The organism is Ruegeria sp. YTSC004 (assembly GCF_059609805.1).
The window spans coordinates 1-17755 of the sequence record NZ_JBXWMJ010000028.1 but is presented as its reverse complement, the minus strand read 5'-3'; the positions used below and the strand labels follow the sequence as shown (position 1 = coordinate 17755).

General features: G+C 52.6%; 18 protein-coding genes. 9 read left to right on the top strand and 9 right to left on the bottom strand.

Features of this window, described 5'->3' with window-relative positions; all coding sequences use genetic code 11:
• Positions 1-180: 180 nt before the first annotated feature.
• The gene (locus AC2FFP_RS22895) at positions 181-2055 is read right to left on the bottom strand and encodes a DUF3604 domain-containing protein (protein ID WP_496770928.1); all 1875 of its coding nucleotides are present in this window, start codon (positions 2053-2055) and stop codon (positions 181-183) included.
• A 227-nt stretch (positions 2056-2282) separates the two neighbouring features.
• A complete protein-coding gene (locus tag AC2FFP_RS22890) occupies positions 2283-3548 on the bottom strand; it encodes a TAXI family TRAP transporter solute-binding subunit (protein WP_496881558.1) in 1266 nt (421 codons plus the stop codon).
• 420 nt (positions 3549-3968) lie between these two features.
• Between AC2FFP_RS22890 and AC2FFP_RS22885 the strand changes: the two genes are divergently transcribed.
• Positions 3969-4376 (top strand): (R)-mandelonitrile lyase, encoded by a 408-nt coding sequence (locus tag AC2FFP_RS22885; RefSeq protein WP_496727363.1) that lies wholly within the window; start codon positions 3969-3971, stop codon positions 4374-4376.
• 173 nt (positions 4377-4549) lie between these two features.
• Here AC2FFP_RS22885 and AC2FFP_RS22880 read toward each other — a convergent pair whose 3' ends face one another.
• The 3 genes from AC2FFP_RS22880 to AC2FFP_RS22870 all read right to left on the bottom strand — a co-directional run bounded on the left by AC2FFP_RS22880 (position 4550) and on the right by AC2FFP_RS22870 (position 6480).
• Positions 4550-4762: a hypothetical protein gene (locus AC2FFP_RS22880; RefSeq protein ID WP_496844609.1), complete on the bottom strand. Its 213-nt coding sequence runs from the start codon at positions 4760-4762 to the stop codon at positions 4550-4552.
• Positions 4763-5268: 506 nt separating this feature from the next.
• A complete protein-coding gene (locus AC2FFP_RS22875) occupies positions 5269-5610 on the bottom strand; it encodes a putative quinol monooxygenase (protein WP_496781046.1) in 342 nt (113 codons plus the stop codon).
• A gap of 108 nt (positions 5611-5718) precedes the next feature.
• Positions 5719-6480, bottom strand: coding sequence for an IclR family transcriptional regulator (locus AC2FFP_RS22870; RefSeq protein WP_496844610.1), 762 nt, complete (start codon positions 6478-6480; stop codon positions 5719-5721).
• A gap of 70 nt (positions 6481-6550) precedes the next feature.
• Between AC2FFP_RS22870 and AC2FFP_RS22865 the strand changes: the two genes are divergently transcribed.
• The 3 genes from AC2FFP_RS22865 to AC2FFP_RS22855 are packed head-to-tail and all read left to right on the top strand — an operon-like array spanning position 6551 to position 8736.
• Positions 6551-7906 (top strand): selenium-binding family protein, encoded by a 1356-nt coding sequence (locus tag AC2FFP_RS22865; RefSeq protein WP_496770744.1) that lies wholly within the window; start codon positions 6551-6553, stop codon positions 7904-7906.
• Positions 7903-8268, top strand: coding sequence for a 2Fe-2S iron-sulfur cluster-binding protein (locus AC2FFP_RS22860; protein ID WP_172677913.1), 366 nt, complete (start codon positions 7903-7905; stop codon positions 8266-8268). The genes AC2FFP_RS22865 and AC2FFP_RS22860 overlap by 4 nt, the downstream gene beginning before the upstream one ends.
• Before the next feature lie 3 nt (positions 8269-8271).
• Complete coding sequence (locus AC2FFP_RS22855; RefSeq protein ID WP_496770747.1) at positions 8272-8736, top strand: CoA-binding protein; 465 nt, start codon at positions 8272-8274, stop codon at positions 8734-8736.
• Positions 8737-9846: 1110 nt separating this feature from the next.
• Here AC2FFP_RS22855 and AC2FFP_RS22850 read toward each other — a convergent pair.
• The 4 genes from AC2FFP_RS22850 to AC2FFP_RS22835 all read right to left on the bottom strand — a co-directional run bounded on the left by AC2FFP_RS22850 (position 9847) and on the right by AC2FFP_RS22835 (position 14460).
• Complete coding sequence (locus tag AC2FFP_RS22850) at positions 9847-11322, bottom strand: S8 family serine peptidase (RefSeq protein WP_496881557.1); 1476 nt, start codon at positions 11320-11322, stop codon at positions 9847-9849.
• Positions 11319-12311, bottom strand: a complete 993-nt coding sequence (locus AC2FFP_RS22845; protein WP_496881556.1) for a phosphatase PAP2 family protein — start codon at positions 12309-12311, stop codon at positions 11319-11321. Before AC2FFP_RS22845 ends, AC2FFP_RS22850 begins: the two co-directional genes overlap by 4 nt.
• Complete coding sequence (locus tag AC2FFP_RS22840; RefSeq protein WP_496881555.1) at positions 12308-13711, bottom strand: tetratricopeptide repeat protein; 1404 nt, start codon at positions 13709-13711, stop codon at positions 12308-12310. The genes AC2FFP_RS22845 and AC2FFP_RS22840 overlap by 4 nt, the downstream gene beginning before the upstream one ends.
• Before the next feature lie 578 nt (positions 13712-14289).
• The gene (locus tag AC2FFP_RS22835) at positions 14290-14460 is read right to left on the bottom strand and encodes a hypothetical protein (protein WP_496881554.1); all 171 of its coding nucleotides are present in this window, start codon (positions 14458-14460) and stop codon (positions 14290-14292) included.
• A gap of 53 nt (positions 14461-14513) precedes the next feature.
• Between AC2FFP_RS22835 and AC2FFP_RS22830 the strand changes: the two genes are divergently transcribed.
• The 5 genes from AC2FFP_RS22830 to AC2FFP_RS22810 all read left to right on the top strand — a co-directional run.
• A complete protein-coding gene (locus AC2FFP_RS22830) occupies positions 14514-15548 on the top strand; it encodes a hypothetical protein (protein WP_496881553.1) in 1035 nt (344 codons plus the stop codon).
• Positions 15549-16357: 809 nt separating this feature from the next.
• On the top strand, positions 16358-16801 hold the full coding sequence (locus AC2FFP_RS22825) for a MarR family winged helix-turn-helix transcriptional regulator (protein ID WP_282153916.1): 444 nt from the start codon (positions 16358-16360) through the stop codon (positions 16799-16801).
• 11 nt (positions 16802-16812) lie between these two features.
• Positions 16813-17190: a hypothetical protein gene (locus tag AC2FFP_RS22820; RefSeq protein ID WP_282153915.1), complete on the top strand. Its 378-nt coding sequence runs from the start codon at positions 16813-16815 to the stop codon at positions 17188-17190.
• 30 nt (positions 17191-17220) lie between these two features.
• The gene (locus tag AC2FFP_RS22815; RefSeq protein ID WP_170347533.1) at positions 17221-17535 is read left to right on the top strand and encodes a monooxygenase; all 315 of its coding nucleotides are present in this window, start codon (positions 17221-17223) and stop codon (positions 17533-17535) included.
• On the top strand, positions 17516-17755 hold a 240-nt coding region (locus AC2FFP_RS22810), incomplete at its 3' end, for a hypothetical protein (RefSeq protein WP_496881552.1). The genes AC2FFP_RS22815 and AC2FFP_RS22810, both read left to right, overlap by 20 nt.

Here is a 17755-nt window from a genome sequence, read left to right as displayed (position 1 = left end):
TATTTGACTCAATCGACGGCCAAAACCTCATTAAATCGGTCAATCACGTCATTCATTTCTGACCCAAACGTCAAGCAATTCTGACCCAATAAGGATAGCGGCCATTAATTAACGCTGCAGCTAAGGTCAACGGAGAGCCCAGAGCAGACTAAGAGATATTCAGTCTTAACCTAATATCACTCATCCCTGAGGAGTGTACCAAATTGGTGATGTGTAAGCCCGCTCCTGTATCGAGCGCGGTGCTTCGTCTGGGGTCTCCGTTCCGAACACCTTTGCATCGTATGTCGTCCAACGCGGCGTTGGTATTGCCAGCACTCTGACATAGTAAAACGCGCTTTGCGTCGGGTCGAAGTTCGGGTCTTCCCAATATCCGGCGAGAATTGCCTGGCCGATGTCATTTGTCCAAGACGCGTTTTCTACATCCACCGTATTGCCAACCGGGCCGTCACACGCCGCGTTTAGAAGTTCACGCCCGCCACAGGCAACATCATAAACACGTTCCGACGTTGTGCCGTCACTGTTCAGCCAACCTTTGACAACCTGAATACGGTCGAGGTTGGCCCCATCGGGGTCACGGAGCGCACGGATGAGAAGGCGCGGAGACCGACCGTCACTATCCGCTGGCAAATCCGCCCCCATCGGGACGCCATTTTCATATCCATACTCAGCAAAGTCAGCGCGCGGCAGGTCTGTTTCATCAAATTCGTATCCAGCAAAGACGCGAACGCGCATACGCGGTCCTGTGGTTGCATAGACTTCTTTTAGAGCAAAAGCATCCCAAATGGCCTCGCGGGTGTTTTCCCTTGCCCAAACGGCCGCCAAACCCGACGCCGAAGTCTGCCATGCATATTGGGCAACATTCTCGTCACCACCAATACCGCCGACGACCTCTTCAAATCGGATCGGGTCAGCAGTAGGTTCAACAGCTGAGACTTTCCCGAAGAAATTGTCCTCGCCAACCGTGGACAGCGATGTATGAGCATCAGTTGAGCCGATTACGCCAAATTTGAAGGGGTTTGTCCCCGTTTCCGCCTCGTATCCAAGCCCCCGCCGCAATGCGGCCCGCGCATACTCGCGTGGAAGCATCTCCGGTGTCTTGGGCTCTGGTCCAAGTTGTCCTTTGTCCCACGTTTCGAAGTCAGCAAATTCATCGTCTGGTGACAGCATGGGATGTGCTTCGCCGTCACCTTTCATTTGTGTGATTTCGTAGATCGGTTCCCACTTGGCGCGCTGTTTGAAATACTCAACATCGAACGGTTCGCCCGACAAGCGCACTTCGTCGAACATCAACCCGTTGGACAAATTGCCATTGTGCGGGATCGCGAGCAGCTTTTGGCCTGTTGTTTCTTCGGCTTGTTCCATCCATGCCCAAAGGTCTTCGGGGTCGAAGCTATCAAAGTTCGAGAACGGGATGATCTTGTCCGCGCCCTCTTTGCCACCGTTGAATATGACATTCCTGTGCAGGTTGTTCCGCTGTGGGTTTGAGGTCCACTCGAACCCTATAAGCGCAGTAAACAAACCCGGTTGATTGTGTGCCTCAGCGGCGGAGGTAATGTTGCTCCACGCTGTCTGGTAGATCTCCTGATAATCCGCCAATGGGTCTGTGCCAGTGGACTTGGCTTGGCTCCAAATCGACCATGCGCCAACGGGATCACCTGCCTCGACAGCCGTGTTCAGTTGCTGGCCAAACTCCGTGGAGAGCAGCGTGGCATCCTTGACTGAGAGCAGCGGCGCAAGACCAAGGTTTTCGGCGTGATCGGCAATAACCAGAAAATCCAATGGTCGGCGCAACCTCGCTTCGACACCGGTGCTGGATATAACGACTTCGCCTTTGGCAAACCTGTACGCTTCATCAGGGCCAAGTACATTCCCGATCATACCGGCATCGGCAGAGTATGATGTATGCAAATGGGTATCGCCGAAAAAGACCTGATTAGGGAAGTTTTGTTGTGGGTAGGGGGAATACTCTCTGTCGCCAGGTTGAGTGCTTGGGACGTCCTCGGCGTGCGCACCAGCCGCAAGCGCGATAGTCAGAATAGATGCTAAACGGATCATTTCCTAACCTCATATTTTGTTCAAACCTAACAACGCTCAATACAAGTAACTATGACGCATAATCTGAACTCTATTCGTTCAGCACAGCCGCCGCTAAATAAATCTCTGCGAACGATGGCTGCGACCCCAAAGCGGCGTACACGCAATAACTAAAGCACACACCTGTATCGAAGTCTCAAATTAAAAAGGTATTTTAGCGTGGTTTGCTTGCGAACGTTGAGGTTTCATCAACTTTTTGCAGTTTGACGACGCGCAATCTCCTGTCGAATTAGGTCTACGTGCAAACGTGCATCATATGCTCCCTGGCGGTATGCGAGCGGCAGATTCAGATTTGCAAGGGCGGTGTCCACGTTTTCGATATTTTTGGCGACTTCTTCAACCTCAGTTGAGGTCTGTGCCTTGCTGAGTTCCTCCTCAAGCGCCATGATACGCTGATAAAAACGCCAGACCCGGCGCTTTTGAAACCACACGTAACTGGACGGGACTATCCGCAAAAACGGTACTAAGAACAACAAAGGCAACAGCAATAACAGTACGCTGCCAAACTGCGCTGCGATCCAATATGGCAAGACGCCATGCAAAAAGTTTGGCCCAGAGTTTATGAGTTCTGTGGCAATTTTGTTCAGTGGTACAGGCGGTGAAGCCGTGTTCGGGTACTCGCGCGCACTTTGCAAAATATTAGGTTCGCTATGAATGTTCTTTGCTGCATTCACTAACCTATCGGTTACTGCAGGGTGCAGATCGGATGCGGCGATAAGTGAAGCTCGCAATGCTAAGATCTTGACGTCCTCTGGTGGTCTCGGAGGGTCAAGTGTGATTGATCCTGCCGGTACAGTTACCGAATTCGCTCCGGAAAGTTTCAATGCAAGGGCATCGACCAAAGCCATAGGGACGAAAATGATTTCTGGATCAAAGATCGCATCCATAAGGTAAGGTGCATCGAGTGGAGCGACAAACAACGCTGCATCCGCTTCGTTGGCATACAACGCCTCTATCGCGTCATTGCCCCCGAAATCGACGAGGTCTATGTCGACATTTTGCAACCCAGCGGCCTCAATTAGCGCTAAAGCGGCGGCGCGAGTACCGGACGCCTTGGTTCCTGCAGCTAAGCGAATGTCTCCCCATTCTCCTGCATTGGCCCCGACTGGACTCGACTTTCCGCGGAACACCACCATAGGTTCAAGAAAAATGGCGCCCAAAGACTGTAAGTTTTCGTCCTGAGGTATTTCCAGACCACCCTGAACAAATGCGGCATCCACTTCGCCAGAAACAAGTTTCTGAATGTTCTCAATGGACCCCTCGGTTTCAACTAAAACTACCTGAATGTCGTCACGTGCAAGTTCTGCTTTGTAGAGCTGTCCAACTTGCCAATATCCGCCGCCGCTAATGCCAGCAGCCAGCTTAATACTGTTGGGCGGTTTCAAGCCAAAGATCAGAAAAACAAGCAACCCGATAAACATAATCGGAAAGAGAATGAAAAGAGCTAAGCGCATTTATTCTCACATTCAGATGATCGGAACCGATAATTCGTTCTCATTTGATAGCAGTCTTTTTGCCAACGAGAAACCAATCACAGTGGGTAGCACTCAAAAGTTCGAGTTCCTCGGTTCAAGTATCCCTGAAGATTAAGTTGGTCGCGCAAAAAACCAAGAGCGCTTGAACAAGGTTGAGATCAAAAACTGGCCGTCTAGGCAACGGTTTATCCTATCGCAAACCAGAGTTTTAGTTTTGTCTTTTTTGTCGGCAATGTCCGCAACTCGGCCGTAGGTCCTGTTCAAACCGATGACCGGTTCCAGCCGCATTCTGGGCATTCGACAATGGCGCTCTGATGGCCGCGTCGACCCGGCGCGCCTCTGGGTTTGAAATCGGAACTCTGCTAAGTCGCTGAGAGAAGCGCATCGAAGGAGCACATCATGGAGATTCACCGCGCCGGGGACCGGCCCTCTCAATTTCCTGGCAATGAGTATTTCACCGGTACGGTTCGCTTTGATCCCGTTGTGACAGGGAATGATCCCTCGCCGGTCAAGATTCTTACGGTGACTTTTGAACCCGGCGCACGGACAGCTTGGCACACGCACCCTGCCGGTCAAACGCTGCATGTTTTGTCGGGCTTGGGCCTGGCTGGGTCTGAGGGGCAGCCAGTGCAGGTGTTGCGCCCTGGCGATACGGTGTGGTTCGCGCCAGGAGAGCGACATTGGCACGGCGCGTCGCCAGACTGTGCGATGACCCATCTGGCTGTGCAGACGTCTGTCGAGGGCAAGACTGCGGATTGGATGGAGCATGTCTCGGACGAGGATTACAGCACAGCCCGCGCAGAATGAAGCGTTTGAGCCCTACCGAGCAAGTCGCAGCATAGTAACCCTTTCTACGCCCATTCAAAAAGGGGTTAACGGATTTTTTCATCTCGTGACAGGCGCGGCCCTCGTTTCGTCCCTGAGGGGTCCGCACAGCGCGTTTTCACTCTTCTGGATTTCTGGCCCCCTCAGCCACCCATTTACCCTGCAAAATCCCATCGCTGCAGAACGTCTCTCGCCCGTGCCATTTTCTGCGCGTTGGCCACAACCTCATGCGCTCCGTCGCGCACCGCCTCATCGAACAGAAAAGGCTCCTCGTACCCACATGCATTGCAGGCAGCCTTCTCACCCGTAACCACCGCATCCAGCGATCCGCATTCCGGGCATCGTGCCTGGACGTCATCGTTGAACATATCGCGACCTCTCCTTCCTTTACCTATTGCCAGAACCGGGTCCCCCCGCCAGCATCGCTGATTGGCGCATCCGCTTGAACTCGTCTGGGGTGACGGTTCCGCTGCTGACATCGATACCTTTAGGGATCCGCGCTCTCTTGTGTCCGATCGCGCGAACGCTGCCTCTTGTGATCTCCAGACAGGTCGACAAGTAGCATGTCAGCCCGCTTGTGTTGATTTGGATGGCAGTCTGACCGTTCGCGTCAGTGACCAATGGAGCCTGCGTAGGCGGGCTGCACGCTGAAACCAGCAACGCAAACCCAAAATAGATCCATCCGTTCATACGAAATTCCCTTTTTCTCTAAAATAGGCTGGCAGCTGTTCAGTCAAATCTGTCGGGTATCAGCTTCGAGCGCATCGAAGACGCTCTCGAAATATCATCGCATGATCGCATCGAGTCCAAAGCGGACCAGCACCGAAACCCGTAATGTTCTCGCACGGACGAAAATCTCAAACGTCGGTCAATTTTACCATAGTAGCAGGCTTGCTTTTTGCGCCTCGAAACCTTTTGGCGTCGGAAAAAGCGAGCGCATCCTGGCAACAAGTTCGATCTCACCATCCAGCATCTTTCGGACAGTGTTCAACCAGTTATTGAAGGTTTCAGATTCCCAATGATCTTGGACCGCGGCTTCGTTTCTGAACACTTCGTAGAAATAGAAACGATTTGGGTTTGTCTCATCCACCATAATATGAAACTGGAAAACATCGGGTTCTTCACTGACAACATTTTGCGCTTGGAAGATGCTGGCGTCCAAAAATGGCTGCCGATACTCAGGTTTTACGTTGATCACGAAGAACCCACCAAACATTGCATCGTCCATATTTGTCTCCCTCATTGACCTAAAAGCGGCGAAGGTCGCAAAACACACCTGTCCTGCTGGATAGCGTTAACCTACAGCACTGCGATACCCACGAACCTAAGCGGGTATCCTTTCTTTATCTGCTTCACCCCATCCTAGCGCGCGTGCAAGTTCGTGTGACATTGTGGTAAGTGTATGGCCAATCTTTTCTCGCTTCGAAGGTGTAAACACCCGAAGAGACGCCGTAGCGCCGATTGAAAGCGTCGCACCAACACCTGTCTTGGTCAGCGTTGTTGCGACAGAACTGATCCCGTGCTCGAGCTCTTCAACACATACGGCATACCCTTTGGCTCGAATGACATCGAGTTCCGCGGCCAGATCCTTAGGGTCTGTAATCGTGCGATCTGTGTACCGCTTAAGCTGCCCATCCAATCGGTCTTGAGACAGCAGCTCAGGCGACACGGCGGCGATTGCCTTGGCGCAAGAGCAAGCGTGCATTGGTCGTTTGCCCATACCTGGATGAAGAAAAGACACGCCCGTCTGCGGTGTCTCCACATGAATAATCTCAACCCAATTGCCCCGTAGCCGAGACAAGAAAAACGCAGCGCCATAGTCATTAGCGGCGCCAGAGAGGACAGGCGCAATCACCTGCAAAAGAGCGGGATCAGAGTGATCGCTCAACGTGATACGCTTTAGCCTAATCCCAATCGCGAACTCACCGCGGGTTGGTGATTCAAGTAGGCCGGACAAAACAAGGTCTTGAACCAGCCTGTAGGCCGTCGGTTTAGGTATATCGGACTGGGCACAGATATCCGCTACGGACGCACGTCCTTTTTGACCCACGATTTCCAAAATCAGCGCTAATCGTTCGAGATGCATTTTTCTCACTTTATGATAACTAAGTTTTCGATATACGATACAATTTAGGGAATCAAGGGAGGAGCATACGATGGATGGACAATGCTGTGGACCGGGCTTCAAGAGTCCGCAAGAAGCCATCAAAGCCCCCCGAGAAAAGCTACTCTACACGATCGCCATCTACACCGGGACAGGGATTCAGAAACCTGATTACCTTGCTACAGTGGATGTCGACCCTAACAGCTCGACCTATTCTCAGGTAATCCATAGGCTGGAAATGCCGGGGATTGGGGACGAGCTTCACCACATGGGGTGGAACGCCTGTTCGTCCTGTCACGACGACGGCTCGATGTCCCGCAAATACCTGATCCTGCCGGGCGTACGCTCTAACAACCTTCATATCGTTGATACAGCCACTGACCCGCGTGCGCCGCGGTTGCATAAGGTCATCGACGGGGCGGAAATCAAGGCCAAGACAGATTTATCGGGCCCGCATACGGTGCATTGTTTGGGCTCGGAAATCATCATTTCCTTCCTTGGAAATGCCAAGGGTGAAGCTCCTGGAGGCTATCTGCATCTCGATAAAGAGTTCAACATCGTCGGTCGCTGGGAAACCTCGATGGGCGAGATCAAATTCGGCTATGACTTCTGGTACCAACCACGCCACAACGTGATGGTCAGTTCCGAATGGGCTGCGCCCAATACCTTCATGCCGGGCTTCGATCTGGAAGAAGTGGGCCATCTGAAATATGGGCGCGAGCTGCATTTTTGGGATTTCGAAAGGCGCGAACCGGTCGAAAGCTTCTATCTGGGTGAAGACGGGCTGTTGCCACTGGAAGTCAAGTTCCACCATGACCCCGACAGCACGCATGGGTTCTGTGGCGCAGCTCTTTCGACCAATGTGATCCATTGGTGGCAAGACGATGCAAAAAAGTGGCAGTGGGAAAAGATCATCGACGTGGAAAACGAGATGCACCCCGAATGGCCGATCCCGTTGCCGGGGGTTATGTCGGCGATCCTGATTTCGATGGACGACAAATACTTGTACCTGAACAATTGGCTGCATGGAGATATGCGCCAGTATGACATCACCGACCCGCATAATCCCAAGCTGACCGGCCAAGTGTTTATGGGGGGCCTTTTGGGTAAAGCTCCGATCGTTAACGGGGTCGAGGTCGCGGGTGGTCCGCAAATGTTCCAGCTCTCTCTCGACGGGCGAAGGCTTTATGTCACGACCTCGCTGTTCTCGACTTGGGATAACCAGTTCTATCCCGAGATCCGCGAAAAGGGCGGGGTTATGGTGATGATCGATTGCGACCCTGAAAACGGTGGTATGAAGATCAACGAGGATTTCATTGTGGACTTTGGCAAAGAACCGAATGGTCCATCGCGCTGTCACGAGAGCCGGTATCCGGGCGGTGATTGCACAAGCGACATCTGGCTATGACTATGTATACCGTGACGATCGCGAACAGAGATGGCGCGCAATACTGTGTGGATGCGCGGCGCCCACTTCTGGAAACGCTGAGAGAACAGGGCGTCGACTTGCCTTTTGGGTGCAAGTATGGCGGCTGCATTACCTGCGCGGCAAAACTAAAGACTGGCGCGATCGATCAACGCCGACAGGTTGCGCTGAATAATCGGCAAATCGCGAACGGCTATGTGATCCTTTGCGTGGCACGTCCGACATCCGACATCACGCTTGAGATCGGGGTCGAGAGCCATGGCAAGCTGTACCGCAATCCGTTTCTCGACCCTCTCAAACCCCACGAACTCAAGGCTGACATTGCGACGCCGAAGGAAGGTTAACCGATGCCCGAAGCAGATATCGACCACATCTACGATTACGACCCCAATTACCTCGCCGACATCCTGCAGTCGGTTAAAACCATTGCAATGGTGGGGGCTAGCGCGGACAAAACGAAATTCAGCTATGGCGTTCTGCGACAGCTGAGTGAAATCGGCTATGATATTCTACCGGTGAATCCTAACCCGAATGTTTCGGAAATTAGAGGGCTCAAAGTCTACCACTCATTGGAAGAGATCGACAAACATGTTGATATGGTAGACGTTTTCCGCCCGAAGGAAGAGTTATATGCCTTTGCCGAGAAGGCTATCGCAATCGGGGCAAAAGTTCTTTGGGGTCAAATCGGTGTGTATGACGACAAAGCAGCGCAACTCGCAGAAGCGGCGGGCCTTAAAGTCGTGATGAACCGATGCCCCAAGATTGAACTCTTCCGCCCATTTTGGAAGCCGCGCTTGGACCTAAAGATATGATGGAAATTCGATTGGTAGCGGCCTCCTCAGCATCCAATGAGGGTGCCAATTGAGATATTGTGCTTACGGAAGAGAAGACAAGTAATCCTGTCACTCTACACAACCGCCTAGTCTAAAACCAAAAATGTCCGATTTGTTTGGAGAACCAAAGGCCGCTTTGTCCGCAATCTGTGAATTCGTCCAACCACAGATTTTGCGGGCGCAGCGAATGACCGGAATGCGGGCTGCAAATGCAGAATATCGGTACCGTGTCGAGTGACCGGTATGGGCCGCTGTCACTTTTGCGGTTTGACAGAATTTAACAATCGCCAATGGTGGCGGGTCATCCTCCCCGCCGCTTTCCTTTCCTAGGTCAGCGGGATTTGGACAAGCCAAACACCCCTGGCCGTCAGGGTGAGGGCGCAGCCCTCGCCCTCGGGCAACCCTATTAGACAGGGCCGTGTCCTCGGCTGCGCCTCCGGTCCGCACCACCCCTGTGAATAGCATTGCCTCGCCCCCTCCCGCGTTCGCCACGTGGCAGATCAGCAGGAACAGGCAGCTTCGCTGTCTGATCTGCAAATCAGCCCTGATTTTCAAAAAAGGGAAGCCAGGTCAAACAAAGTCATTGCGGGAGTATTAAAATGGGGATTCTGGATCAGTTTAGACGCAAAGGCCAAATTCAACTTATGGCCAACATCGGGGGGTGCCTTCCGGTGTCGAACGTTCACCCGTTTCTGGTCCAACTGTGACGGTTGGGTCAGGTTCGTGTGACGTTCAACAGTAAATGTAGAACGTCACTGATCTTTGACTCAATCGGCCACCGAAACCTCAACAAATGCTCAAATCGCGTCATTCAATTCTGATCCAAACGTCAAGCATTACTGACCCAGCACCAATATGCGTGCGTACCATTTCCAGAGAGCCGCGAAATGCCACCGTCAAATGTGAGACGTGCCACTACAAGCGACGCAGCCGGATCGAGGTCATGTTTGGCACACTGACGGGTTGCCAACGTGCGGTTACCCGTAGTGGAAGATAAACAAAGATAATCCTCACCACCATCGCTCTCGCCACTAGTATTGCAGTTTGGGCATGAAACAAGTACGGGCCATAATCCCAAGTCTAGCGCGCTTACGTTCTAAATAAGTGATATGCTAGACTCAAATCGAACAGCTTTGCCAAATCGCTATGTACGTCGTCAGGCTCCCGGGCCGGACGTGACAAATTCAGTTCGTTGGGTGGGATCAGGCTGGCAAGTCCGCCTGCGATCGCTGTTGCTGCGGACGTTCCCGCGAAACGACAAAACAGAGAGGCTATCTCGTAGTGCTCTCCTTCTGGCAAAGGTACGTATGCGTAGGGGGCAGGATTGTACCCGAAGCGGCCAGGAAGATCGGTGGCAATGATGTCCCGAGGAGGATACCTATCAGTTGCCTTCGGGCTGCCAAGTTCTTTGTCGATAGCCTCCCAAGGATCAATCTTTTGTTCGGTGTCATCAAAGCGGGGTAACTCAGTGCTTAGCGTGCGGATCATCCACTGAGACATTGACTGGCCACTAGAGGTATTCTTCAGGCCAATAGCGGTTTCGAAGTCAGGAGAATAGCTCAGGTCGTTAACAAAGACCTCAGAGTCGTCGTAGTATCTTTCGCAGGCCCCAACCGCCCATGGTCCTTGCTCCTCAGAGCTCAATGATGCTGGGTATACCAAATTTTCCAGATCTTCGTTCCCAGCTGCACAAAACACCAGACTCTCTTGACATAGGCCTAGCAAGGCCTGCTCAAGCGCTTCCCAGTTAGTTCCTCGCCAGTCTTCGGGCCTTTCCCACGAGTCGGCAATAACGACAACCGTAGGAGAGACCGCTCGCGCGTAATTAATTGCATTCAGCAGCATTTCGGGGCGTGGTGACGCTGACACTGAGATAGGTACTATCTCACAGAACGGGTTCATCCCCGCGTAGGGTAGGTCAACACATTGGCGGACAACCGACTTGTCGTAGGTGCCATCCTCGCGACCATGAAAAAAGGCTGGTTCGCGCAGATTGATCGTTGTCGGTCTTGCACCTATCAGCCCAGCCACGGCGGTACCATGCGCTCCAAATACCTGCAATTGGCTCATCTCGAGCAATTCGTTGTTGTGCTGATTGGCGTCAATCCACTCTCGCTCGCTGGCGATTGCTGCCGACAAGTCAGGATCTATTGTATTAGCTGCAAGTTCAATATGCTCTCTCTCAACGTCGTTATGTGGCACAACTCTTGTGTCGAGGACGGCGAACGCTCCTAAGTCGAACCTGCTAAAGTCCCGCATTAGTGACTTATTGATTGCATCTTTGAGGTTTGGGTGATTGTAGTCGACCGGCGTATCAATAATTACGACGCGCATGGGTGGGTGCTCGCCATCGCCTGCATAAGCTCGGGCTTCTTCCCAAGCGGTGCTGACATAGTTTTCGAGGTCGTCTACCACGTCCAATTCTTTTAGATGCCAAAGCCCATGAAATGCAGGGCGGAAGCCGGTGCCAGACGGGTGGCAGTAGTAGTCAGAATGTTCGTCAACATACCGCAGTTCATCGTCGGCAGTGTATATAGGTTTCGGATTTCTCAGATCGCTATTCATACAAAATAGTCCTCCCCCAACCATTCCGTGCGTACTGCGCGGATTTGGTCTTCAAGAATGATTTCAAACATTGGGGCGCAGAGACGCGCAAGTAATTGACCAGCTTTTGTATCCGATGGAACGTGAAGTCCTGCGTACTCTCGGTTCTTCGCAACTTCTCTTGCGGCGCTAAAAAGTGCTTCACCTCCTGGATGCTCTGGCACAGAGCGTGTGAATACCTCGGCAATCAAAAAAGACTGAAAAGCATGGTTGGATGGATAGGATGAAAAAGCGGGAACCGGAATGAAAGGTTCCAGCGAAGGATTAAGCACATGCGGTCGAGGGGCATTGAAGCGTTCTTTGTATAATAGGCCAATCAAGCTTCCGAGCCAGAGAATGGTTTGGAACATTACTGCGGTTTGGCCACCTGGTGTGGTCACATCTGCACCAAGTGGCAACATGAATGCTGTTAAGTCATTACCAGCTTCAATGGGTATGCGCTCCCGCCTAAACGCTTGATCGGGCTCGCGAAGCTTGTTCTGCAACCTAGCAAGTTCAACCGCTTCATCGAGCCTTTTCTGAACCGCGGGAGGCGGTGGGAATACATCAGGAGGGAAGCGGTCCCACTCGAAAGCTTCTTGTAGTTCGAACAGGCGAGTAAGTTCACGCCAAGGTATTTCAATCGTGGGCCAATCGAGACCACCAGCGCCCGAGCCAAATGAGCCTGAAGCGTATGCTGACTTGTGTAGACTCTTGTGCAGGCTCTTGTGAAGGGACTTGTGCAGAGATTTATGCAGCGACTTATGTAAAAGCCCACCGCCTACACTGGTTGTGTTCTGCCGGTTTATTGGGGGCGGTTCTGATGGATCGCCCGGGCGAGCTCGCAGGTCGAGCCGATCATTGTCGACCAGAAGCCAGCCGTTCTTCAAGATTTCCCAGACATCGGTCGTGCAATCAATTGGTTCAGGCGGTTCACATTCGTCAATCATGGTATCCTCGTACTTCTTCAAACAATTCCGTTTCGTTGAAAACTTGCGACGAGTGCCTGGCTGAGATTGCGCGGGGTTCGGCGGGCCATAATTTCCGTCCAACCGCCAAAGTCATAGTCAGGTCGCAGTCTAAGGATACGTGCGTGCATTAGCAGCGCATCCTTCTGGTTCTCAATCAGCGCGAAACCGGCCATCGCATAGCGCAGGGCGCCAACAAATCTAGGCTTTCGCATCAACGCTTGGTTGGCGAACATGAGTGACGTAACGTAGTCACCACGTGCCATGGCCAGCATTGACCCAGTGACATCGTAGGTATAGCGCCAAGGGCTGCCAGCGCCAACCTTTTGACAGCGTTGAAACGCTTCTTCTGCCCCTGCGAGATCCCCTCGCATCATGCGCACTACGGCCAGATGATCGAGATTAAGCGCAAGGTTGGGCGCTCGAGAATAGGAGCTTTCGAGAAACTGCTCTGCCAAATCATTTTCGCCAAGCAGCATATGCGCGGAATATCCTGCAAGGCTTTGCCAAAGAGGTAGCATCGGGTTGGAATTTGGGACCTCGGCTACAAGTTCACATAAGGTTTCGGGCGCGATATCGGGTGCCATTTCAACACCTTCATTTTCCTTGAAAACCTGAGCAAAAAGTCTGAGGCATTCGAACACCCTGGGTGACCCTGCTTCGATCATCCGTTCAATTTGCGCTTCAGTTCTACGAATAAGTTCTTCGTTCAATGAAAACAGAGCGGTGATTGCAACCCAAGGAAATAAGTCGGGGGCGTCGGACGAAACCTTACAGGATGCGAGGTTTTCTAGCAGTGTATCTGCTGCAAAAGCCGCTTCATATTCCGAGGTGTCGTGAGAAGCCTCAAAAGGTTCCGATATCCAATCGATCCGTCGCGAACCAGCCTCTTGTAGCCGCAGCGTAACCCGCAAACGCTCGCCGCACCGTTCTGCTAGCGGCTGTAGTAGATGCGTTGGGCCTGTCCCACTTTCGATCGGCAAGGGCAATGAATCAACATCAAAACCGCGTAAATCGTGAATATCCAACTCGGTAACTTGCGATACGGATCGTGCTATTGAGTCGAGCACTGAATTCGTGCGAACTAGATCAGCATGTCTCAGACCGGCATGCATAATTGGCATAAATCCAAGAGCCACGGGGCGCAGTGGTGTTGAAAATGCGCCAGTCAATACGCTACCCATGGCGGGGTCTGGCTCTTCGCAAAAAACAGGGCCAAAGCGCTTCTCTCGCAGCCAATCCTCGAACCCTTCGCAATCTTGGAGTTGAAGATCGATACCTTCCAAATACTCGGCGCTGGGTACTTTTTCACACTCCACCGATATTCGGCCTGGCGCTAACGATACAACGCTGCGGTCAGTTTTAATGATGTTTTCGCCGAGGGCTGCGAGATCTTTCTTCAAGAGGTAAATGACCGTTCGCAAGCTGGCGGCGGACCTTGCTCTGGCCGCGGACCCCCAGAACATATCTTGAAGACTCCGACGTGATTTGGATCGGCCCGGCGTATCCAAGAGAACAGCAAGTATGGCCTGTCGCAGTGGGCTGCTTGGGGTAATGTCAATGCCTTGAGACGACTTCAACCGAAATGGGCCGTAGACATTCGCTATAGCGTCTATCACGACATCTTGCTTTTCGGTCTTCGAGGTTTCTAAGTCCCGGTCCAAGTTCACCCCTGTATACTTGCTGCAACAGGCCCCCTTTGAATGAATTGAGTAAGAAACTTTTTATTTTCAAAGTGATGACGATCCAATGACGGTCGCCATCCATAACTCTCCACACGCAACAACAAAGCGTACAACCATTGGAGAGTATCATGGAAAACATGTTTACACACAAACATAAGTCTAAGGTGTCCTTGGCAGCAGGCCTTAAATCTATCACTGCAATAGTAGTCCTGATGGCCGTGCCAATCAACTCAAACGCGCAAACGTCTGGCTCATGTCAGCCGTCATACTCTATGGCTTGCCAAAATCTGCGAAGCTCAGATATCAGCGGCAGCTATAATCGAATTCAGACGCAAAACGCAGAACGGCAGTACCAAGAGTACCTCCGCCGAAACGATTTCCAAAATGGAGTCGGACAAGGCGACGGCCCAACCGGTAACATCACTGGCGGTATCACCAATGACGGCCAAGGCGCTTGGGTCGGTCACCAATGGCAATGGTCAACGCAATAAGCCTTGCAAACAGTCTGGGAGAATCAAAAATGAACACGCATTTCATTTTCACGACCTTGTCTGCTTCGGCCGCGAGTTTGTGTGTGCTGATGTCTGCACAAGTACATGCGCAGGATGATGCAGATCCGGCAGAGCTCGACGAGATAGAACTGAACACGCAGGTCTACAATGTCGAGTCACTTCGCCTACCGCCTACCGACGGTGTCATTAGGATTTCTGGAGACCGAGTGTGGGATTCATTCTTTCTTTCTGCAGAACGTATCGAGTTTCAGCCTGGCGCGACTCTAACGTTTTCTTCAGACGCAATAGCCCAGAGGGGCAATCTCTACATTATGGCAAATGAGATTGTTTCTTTGGACCAGAACGATCCAGGGAAGATCACTTGGTCTGCTGATCCTCTAGCTGTTCCACCTGATCGTGGAAGCGCGCCAGGCGCCGGAGGTTACCCCGGTGACGAACGCGCTGGAAACGATGGAGCGCCGGGGGGTGAGGGAAACCAAGGTTACGCCGGCTCGGCCGGTCCTTCTTTGACCTTGGTCGTGGGCGATCCAACCAGTCCTGTGATCATCGAGCTTGCAGGGCAGACCGGTGGCAAGGGCGGCCGTGGAGAAACTGGAGGCCGCGGAGGCGTTGGCGGAAATGGGCGACAAGGTTCTCAATCGGTCTTCGATTGCAAGCGCGGCGCTGGTGATGGCGGTCGAGGCGGCAACGGCGGCGCAGGCGGCATCGGGGGCATGGGCGGCGCAGGTGGAGATGGAGGAAGCTTCACACTGGTAACGGCCCAGGAACATCTAGCGCTTGCCTCAACGCTGTACCGGGTGCGCCTGTCGCCGGGTGCTGGCGGTAAAGCTGGTGCACCAGGTGATCCGGGCCCTGGCGGCGACGGGGGGCAGGGTGGCAAGGAGAATCTGCCCCATTGCCGAGGCAACGGGGCCAATGGTCAACCAGGGCAACCGGGGAGCAATGGGAGCCAAGGTGCTATCGGAACTACTGGACAGCCAGGCGACTACATCATTGGTGGGCTTTCGGCTGAAGACCTTAAGCAGGTTCTTCAAGACGAATGACTGCCGCGCATAAAGGTTCTCACGAGACCGAGATTGGAAGGTGAAAGTCTCAGCATCCGGCGAGGTACGCCGGATGCTGAGACTTTCAGCTGCTAGTGGCAACTCCAGTCTGGGTCGCATCGGGTTCATAATAACGGCTGACAAGCCGCTACTGTGAACGTCCGTCTCGATTGTCCCATTCCATGCTCCTTTCGTGGACAGGGCTAATTTACCCCGGTGTCCGGAAACAGGGGCGAAGTTCACACTCACTACATCTGCTGCGGCGCAGCAAAGTAACTGTGCCGCACTTTCACGCAGATGCTGCGTCAGCAAAGGCCGAAAAGTGAATGACGGCAAAGTCCGGAGGCTGTGTGAAAACTCGGGCGCACAAACTCTCTCGTCGCGCTCGTTTTCAGCGCCTGTGGAATGGTCTCTCAGAAGCGCGAGAGAATGCACATAAAGGAAGTTTTCGGCATCTTTCGCCGACCGGTCAGAGTTTTCACACAACCACTCTGCATCGCAGTCTTCGCCGAACCAAATTTCGAATGGCAGATTTTCGCAACCACTAGATGAATGAAATCGTCGTAAGAACCGGAAACGTCACTGAATCGGGTGTTATGTGAAGCGATCTCTGGTTGAGTGTCGGCCGATCTGCGAATCTCTCGCACAATCACTCCAATCTGCCTGGCAACAGACATTGATCCCGTATGCAGAGAACGTCAGCGATGAACCCAAATTTACACAATGCTGCACATCGAGCGATTGAGCGGTTTAGGTCAAATCTTTGGGGCACACTTGAATTTATCCCTAACTAGGGATATATGCGCGGCATGAGACACGAAAATCAAACCCGAGAGAACCAAGCCCTGGTGCTCGCCCTGCTTCGCAGCCAACAATTGTTCATGCGCGCGATGGTTCCAGCGTTTCGTTCGGCGGGGCTTACCGCGCCGCAATGGGACGCACTTGAAACGCTAAGCAACAAGGGTCCGTTGTCGATCAATGATTTGATGCGACTGACCCTATCTACCTCTGGCAATCTGGATGTGGTCGTCAAAAACCTGATCCAGGCCGGATTGGTGGAAAAGAGCGTCGATGAAACTGACAGGCGCGCACGCGTTCTGCGCCTGACCGCAGCGGGGCATCAAAAAGTGGCCGAATTCCTGCCAATCCACAATCAAGCTCTGGACCAGATATTCGGAGATCTCAGCGCGCAGGATAAGCGCCAGACGGTTAAGACACTCAACCAGCTCCGAAAAAAGCTGCCTCAACCTTAGAAAGACCTGTCATGACAAACAAAACCTTCCTGACCGCGCATGGCGTGATCTACATGTTTTTCGCACTCGCGCTGTTCTTTGCCCCGGCCATCCTCTGGCCGAACTACGGCCTGCAGTTGAACGACCAATATGCGATGTTCCTGTCACAGCATAATTCGATCTTTCTGGGTGGCATCGGGATCATCAGTTTTTTGTTTCGGAATGCTGAACATGGCAGCGACGCCGCTCTGGCCATTCTTACCGGACTGATGTGGACCAATCTGCTTGGTGTCGTCATCACGTTTTATGCCTGCCTGACAGGGATTTTCACCGGGTTTGGTTGGTCCGACCCCATCTTCTTCGCCTTACTTGCGGTCCTGAGCTTCATCCAGCTTGGGAAGAACCGCTGAACCTCTACAACCTCGCAAAGGAACCTGAAAATGAGCACGCTGAAAATCTGGGACCTGCATATGACCTACGATGGTCCAATAACCGAAGAATTTCTCGCCGGAACCGAGCAACTAGCTGAGAGTATTGCGGAGGAGCCGGGAGTAATCTGGAAAATCTGGACTGTCGAAGATGGAACCAATCACTATGGGTCCACATACCTGTTTCGGAACCGCGAATATCTTGAAAGCTACAAGAGTATGCACCTGAAGCGACTTGAAGCGATTGGGATCACGGTGACCGCCGACCATGTGTTCGATATCATGGAGGATGTCAGCCGCATCAACAATGCACCGCTTGAAAGCTGACTTAAAAGAACCGGACATTGGCATGGTAAGAGTTGATGTCCGGTTTGTTGCGCAAACCGGACGCCTCGCACGGCTGAATGGCATCTTAAGCCTTGGCAAATTCCTTAACGATGTGCCTCAGCAAGCTATTACCCTCGGCCATGAGGTCGAGGCGATCTTCGTTCTTTTTCATCACAGTTGCCCACGCTATTTGATCGTGTATGAATTCATCAATGACCGC